The sequence below is a fragment of the Micromonospora sp. NPDC049580 genome (assembly GCF_040675595.1).
In the GTDB taxonomy this organism is placed as follows: Bacteria; Actinomycetota; Actinomycetes; order Mycobacteriales; family Micromonosporaceae; genus Micromonospora.
Window position 1 is genome coordinate 1 of record NZ_JBFAPG010000842.1, and the last position, 1,049, is coordinate 1,049.

Here is a 1,049-nt window from a genome sequence, read left to right on the forward strand (position 1 = left end):
CGCGGGTGCGGCTGAGCGCCAGTCCGCCGAGGCCCAGGGCGGCCAACCCCACCACCAGGGCCACGTACGCCCCGCCCCGACCGTTACCGGTGCCGATCCCGCCGTCGGAGGTCGCCACCACCAGCGCGCCGAGGCCCACACCGAGCAGTCCCGACGCGAGGGCCACCACGGCGCCGAGTGTGCCGTTGCCGGTACCGACGCGACTGGCCGGTCGGGCCAGGGCCACCGCGCCGACGATCACCCCCGCCAGGGCCAGCAGACCACCCACGCTCGCCCCGAGCCGCCCGGCGCTCATGGTGGTGACGGTGGCCGCCAACGGCTGGGCGGAGGTGTGGGCGGCGGCCGGCGCGGCGAGCCCGAGACCCCCGAGCAGGGCGGACGCGGCAGCGGTGAACACCAGCCGCGCCGCCGACGTGTTTCCTGACCGGAACATGCGCATCTCCTTCTCGGACGTCGTGGTTGCCGTTCGATCGTGTCGCCGCGTCGGCCGCCGGTCGTCCGGCGGCCGGAGGCTTTTCGCGCTGCCACTGTGGGCGCAGGCGACTGCCGCGTACGGCGTGCGTGCCGCGCGTCTACCGCGGACGTGGTAGTCGCCTGTCGTTCGCGCGCAGGAGTCGCTCGGGGCGTACCTCGGGCTAGGGTGCGCCCATGAGCACAGGGCGTGCCGGTGTCCGGGACTGGGCCATCGCCGTCGGCGTGGCGGCGGTGCTGCTGGTCGCCGGGCTGTCCGCGGACCGGTCCACCCTCGACAGCGACCTGCTGGGTTATCCGCTGCTGGCCGCCGGTGGTCTGGCGCTGGCGGCGCGCCGTCGGTGGCCCGTCGCCGTCCTGGCCGTCACCGGGCTGTGCGCCGTGGGGTACCAGGCGGTCGGTTTCGACGTGCCGGCCGTCGCCTTCCTGTTCGCGGTGTACACCGGTGTGCGGGCCGGCCACCGCGTCGTCACGGTCGCCGCCGCCGTGCTGATGCTTGTCGCTCTGCCCCTCACGGCTCTCGCCCCGCCGCGCACCTGCACAACCGGGCCGTCCGTCGCCATGCCTGCCAGCCTAGT

General features: G+C 75.3%; 1 protein-coding gene and 1 pseudogene. One reads left to right on the forward strand and one right to left on the reverse strand.

What is annotated here, in order from left to right; genetic code table 11:
• The coding region (locus tag AB0J68_RS32495; protein ID WP_363942760.1) for a DUF6223 family protein at positions 1–433 on the reverse strand (433 nt) is incomplete at its 3' end.
• Positions 434–648: 215 nt separating this feature from the next.
• Between AB0J68_RS32495 and AB0J68_RS32500 the strand changes: the two are divergent.
• Positions 649–1,049: pseudogene (locus tag AB0J68_RS32500) on the forward strand (sensor histidine kinase); the annotation flags it as partial.